This window comes from Phytobacter sp. V91, from assembly GCF_965644225.1.
Lineage (GTDB): Bacteria > Pseudomonadota > Gammaproteobacteria > Enterobacterales > Enterobacteriaceae > CBFFRJ01.
The window spans coordinates 1-4,873 of the sequence record NZ_CBFFRJ010000212.1; the positions used below are offsets into that span (position 1 = coordinate 1).

Below are 4,873 nucleotides of genomic sequence, written 5' to 3' on the forward strand. Positions count from 1 at the left end.
CGGGCATCGTGAAAAATCTATGGCAAAGAAAGCCTTATGTTCTCATAACTGACGATTAAATCGCACCTTCCTTAAAGGTGGGCTTTGTACATGGCTGCTACATCAACGGAACTTCTTTGTATGTAGTTATGATAATTATCTCGATTTTTAAACAATACCATTTCACTTCAGAATGATGAAGTGGTATTTTTTGTGTAACCAAATTATAAATGTACAAATAAATGTATAATGAATAACTCAAATCAGTCTCTTCCAAGTGTCTCAGAAATCTCATCTCTTTATTTTAGAATGTCAAGAGATGATGGATCTCACTCAGTAGAACCAATCAGATTAAATCAAGATGGTTCAATTTACGGGCATTATAATAAGAATGAGACCTCATGGAGGCTGGATAATGGAAATATTTGCTTCCTTAATGAAAAAGGGATAATAAGCACTCGCTTTGATCAAATAAGTTACAATAAAGACAAGTTGGTCATTAGAGGCCATTATTTACTTAATGGAAAAAAGAACATAATACATGTTTTGGAAGCTATTAGTTTTGAATGGGATGAAAGGATAAGACCTAGATCGCTGACTCGGAAATATTTGTCAGATAAAATTTCTGTATTTGGTTGGAGCATTGGAGACCATACATATGGTAGACCAACCGTACTTGAACCTAAAATGGCCAGTCTAACTATAGGTAAATTCTGTTCAATTGCAGGTGAAGTAGTAATAATATTAGGTAATCACAGAATTAATACAGCATCGACCTATCCTTTTAAAACATTAAGCAAACATTGGCCTGGAGCTAAAACTCTTGATGTTAGAGATCACTTCACTAATGGCGATGTAATTATAGGGAATGATGTATGGATTGGACATGGATCCACAATTATGTCTGGGATCAGCATTGGAGATGGAGCAGTAATAGCCGCAAATAGCTTAGTAAATAAAAATGTTCCTCCATATGCAATTGTAGGTGGAACGCCAGCAAGAATTATTCGATATCGTCATGACAAAGACATAATCGATTCCCTATTGAGTATTCAGTGGTGGCAATGGTCTGATGAAGATATAGATAATGCATTGCCATACTTGTTGGGTGATATTAAAGTTTTTGTTGACACATTTGGAGGCAATAAGAATGCTGACCATGTCAAGTAACGCCGGCGATTATTATTAATTTAAAATTTCGCATCATCCTGTTTTTCGGGGTGATGCAAAAAATGAAACAGACTCTTACCATGTTTTCCGCATTGAATTGATTTCTCGAACCTAATTAATTTGTTTGATAGGCGACTTCCTTGTCACAATGTAATTACTTTTTTTCCAGCTTAGCGAGACGGGCTTCGATATCATCAAGCCTGCGGAATGCCACATCCAGCGCCTTAGTCACAAACGGGAGCGCCTGTTGATAGTCGAGAGTCTTGATGTCCATTCCACCGTTAATCTGATGGTCCTGATACATACCGAAATCAATCCCGAGCCTGTCCATGAGCTCTTTAACCTGCTGGGCCAGAAAGCCTGCATGGTCTCGATTGCGTTTCTTTCTTCCGTCTTTTTCCACAGGGCGTAGACGAGTTTCGAATACCGGCTGAGCCTCATCATCAACGCCGACCTGCACTTTGTATTCTTCATAGTAGTCATCCCGGTAGTCGAATTTGTAGAAGTGAGGTTCCAGCCCTCTTACAAAAGCAACGGCAAGTTCACCCTCTATCTCCCGTTTGTCGGCCTTGTCCCTCTCATCAGAGCGCTGTTGCATCTGGTAGTAATAGACGGTTTGTGTGGAGTTACCTAGCTGGAACTGATTATTACCCGATAGTAAGGTAACATCACCGATAGCCACGCAGTTTGTGCCAAAATCGGTATTCGCGCTCCCCCCCAGTATCGTGTTGCCGGCCATACGCCCAAGTAACGTGCTGCGATACCCGGCCTTCAGATTCGCACCCGCCTGATAACCAAGTACCGTCATACCTTCCGACGTAAGCGCGCCTGACAATGCGCCATAGCCCACGATGGTGTTGTGAGAGTTATCAGTGCCGTTCACCATACCTGACACCGTACCGACGATGCAGTTGCCACTTGTGCTTTCGTAAATGGGGCTGACAAACGTAAAAACGGTGGGTGACACAATGGACATTGGTGTAATCCAGAATGCATCTGTCGTTCTCCCGGCGATTGAGCCTGAGGAAAACGACATCATTACCTTGCCCCCCACCACCGCGGTGTGCGCTGCGGAACAGGTGACAGTCACTGTTGTGCCGGTCTGAGAATAAGTCGCAGATTCTGAGGTTGTTTTAGTGTACAGCTTGCCGTTTAAATCGGTATCCGAGCCCAGGTTGTAGGCAGAAAGCGAACCAATATAAACACTGAGCGACCCGGATTTGAGGTTTACAGCTGCTCTGTCACCCATATGAACGGAGCTATTACCGTTGAAGTTATTCTTGCCAGCGTTGTAGCCAAATGAACAGGTTCTGGACACCGTGAAATCGATAAGGTTAACGACTTCGCCCTCAATACCCACCGGCGCAGCACCAGATAATGCCCCTGTTCCGTAGCATGCATTCTGATAGCCAGTGGTAATGCCTGACCCCGTATTTCTCCCCATAAACACGTTCTGATACCCGGTTGTGGTGAAAAGCCCTACATAGGCCCCCACCCCCACATTGCGGTTACCGTTCGTGCCCGATAACGATGAGGAATCTGGCTGCAAGCGGGCGAATGCCCCCTTACCAATCGCCACCGTCTGGTACGGGATAAAGGGCGAAAACTGATGTACACCGTCCCCAAGAGCCACACCACCCGATGCACCGGGGGCTGCACTGGCACAGGCTTCCGTACCAAACACAATCAGTGACTGGGAGGAACCATCGGTCGGGCCGAATTTTTTCAGGGCGTTTTTACCGGCGGTAATGATGCCATTCCAGATGCGCATCGGCTCATACCAGGTGTCATACGCCGTCGTTCTGACAAGGAAACGCCCGTTCATATAGCGGTTTGCTGTCGGAATGGCATCGACCAGATAGGTTTTCCCGTGGAGGTCTACAATTTGCCCTGATTTCCAGGTCTCGAACAGAGCAAAGGCCTGTGAGTCATTGCTTACACCATCGGCTTTCGCCCCCGCATCCATTACCGTGACGAACTGCGCATTGAAGTCATGCTGAGTTCTTGCCACTGCATTCGCAAAAGGTTGCTTTACGCCCAGCAGCGAGTCACCTAGCGTATCGTTGGTTTTATTTGCCAGATTTGATCGCAGGGTTGCATCGCCAACCCCCACCCATTTTCCGGTACCGATACCGCCAGCCGACTCAGAAGTCAAACCGGCGGGCACTACTTTGGGCTGAGATCAGTCCCCGTCCTGGCGGTAGTACTCGCCATTAACTTCTCACTGACAGACAGTGTCAGGACTGACGAGGGTAACGCCCAGCTCAGAAGATTACGCCGTGATATAGCCATAGTTAAGCATCAATTGCATTGCGAGAGATTAGATACCATACCAACTAAGGCGATCCTTTCCAAAACGGTCCTTCCAGATAGCTGCAGTAATACTGTTAACAGCTATGTCAAAATTCTACGCGTTATCAAATAAGTCATACGGACTCGTTGAGCCAAGCGGATTTTTGGTGAAGCAGGTTGTCAGGCTCGCTCAGGGCATAAAAAACTATATCTTACTCAGTTGGGTGTCCAACTTTTGGGGGACAGTTCAGAAGTGGGTAAAAGGATTGTGTTGTGTTTAGGCTGCATCACCGGGGTATGTGGTGTCATCATATGCATATTTACCAGGATGATACTGAACCGCGGTCACGCCGCTGCCCGGTGGTATTTCGCCGATCGTCATAAGAGATGCGAGCGGAAGAACAAAAAAGGAGTCATGGGAACTTGATAGCAGGGGCATCCATCCTCCATAACTCAAAATCAAGCTCTGGGGGACAGTCCCTTACCTGGCCCGATTCGTATAAACGAAAAAGGAGTCAGATGATTTCTCATCTAACTCCTTGTTTTGTTTGGTGGCCCCTGCTGGACTTGAACCAGCGACCAAGCGATTATGAGTCGCCTGCTCTAACCACTGAGCTAAGGGGCCGTGGCGGAGGATTATAAAGTAACTTCCTTGGGCAATCCAGCGCCAATCATCCAGCTGCTTGTTTTATAAACAGCGAGATTTCAATCCGTTATACTAAGGTTTGATTCCATCTTTCTGGAGCTAATTATGATCCTCAATATTCTTGAGCCAGGCCTACGTGTCGTTTCTGCGGTATTAATCTAGGTAAATCATCTGCGCTCACATCCTGGTAACCGTTTCTGGAAGGTCATTCACCAGGCTGGGTTTACCGAGCAGCTGTTTCTACCTGAAGAAGAATTACATCTGCTAGATACACAGTGCGGCATCGCTATGTTGGTGGAAAGACCGACTGTGCAGGCCAGTGAAGTCGGGCTGCATGAGCTACGTAGCGGCTAGCGTGTACTCATTACGAAAATTGAGGACTACCAACCTGTTGCACTCGCGATTTTAGGTAAGAACGCTTTTGAGAAAGAGTTCAGCGTACGAGGCGAGTCATGGGGCAAGCAAAGCTTTACTATCGGAGTTACCCAGATCTGGAGGCTGCCGAACCCGAGTAGCTTAAACATGGCGAAGCTGGAAAAACTGGTTCAGGATTATCGCGAACTGGATGAAGCCCTGATTTTACGTGGACTAGAGTTTGGGTGCCATTCACTCATTTATTAATGAAATCAATGAATCGGGCTTTTATAGTGATGAGCTACTACCTATTTTGAGAGTTCGACTCGCACGTTGTTGTAAAAAGAAAAATGAGGTGTATTAGTCGCGACTTGATCTGACACTTGACCTTGAAAGGTTGAGAGTTACCGGTTTTGATATGGGTGTCGAATC

The 4,873-nt window shown here is 46.0% G+C and carries 2 protein-coding genes, 1 tRNA gene and 1 pseudogene; 2 read left to right on the top strand and 2 right to left on the bottom strand.

All coding sequences use genetic code 11. The features are described from left to right. The first annotated feature begins 228 nt into the window (after nt 1-228). Nucleotides 229-1,149: a CatB-related O-acetyltransferase gene (locus ACSZO4_RS24605; RefSeq protein ID WP_437891711.1), complete on the top strand. Its 921-nt coding sequence runs from the start codon at nt 229-231 to the stop codon at nt 1,147-1,149. A 154-nt stretch (nt 1,150-1,303) separates the two neighbouring features. On the opposite strand, the gene ACSZO4_RS24610 is transcribed toward ACSZO4_RS24605, so the two are convergent. Beyond that, the gene (locus ACSZO4_RS24610) at nt 1,304-3,304 is read right to left on the bottom strand and encodes a hypothetical protein (protein WP_437891712.1); all 2,001 of its coding nucleotides are present in this window, start codon (nt 3,302-3,304) and stop codon (nt 1,304-1,306) included. A gap of 686 nt (nt 3,305-3,990) precedes the next feature. Then, nucleotides 3,991-4,066: transfer RNA gene (locus tag ACSZO4_RS24615), tRNA-Ile, on the bottom strand. A 126-nt stretch (nt 4,067-4,192) separates the two neighbouring features. Between ACSZO4_RS24615 and mug the strand changes: the two are divergent. Continuing rightward, nucleotides 4,193-4,708, top strand: a pseudogene (mug, locus tag ACSZO4_RS24620) (G/U mismatch-specific DNA glycosylase). The last annotated feature ends 165 nt before the right edge of the window (nt 4,709-4,873 follow it).

Coding starts and splice junctions, on each gene's coding strand:
- ACSZO4_RS24605 (WP_437891711.1), top strand. CDS start 229: ATGAATAACTCAAATCAGTCTCTTCCAAGTGTCTCAGAAATCTCATCT.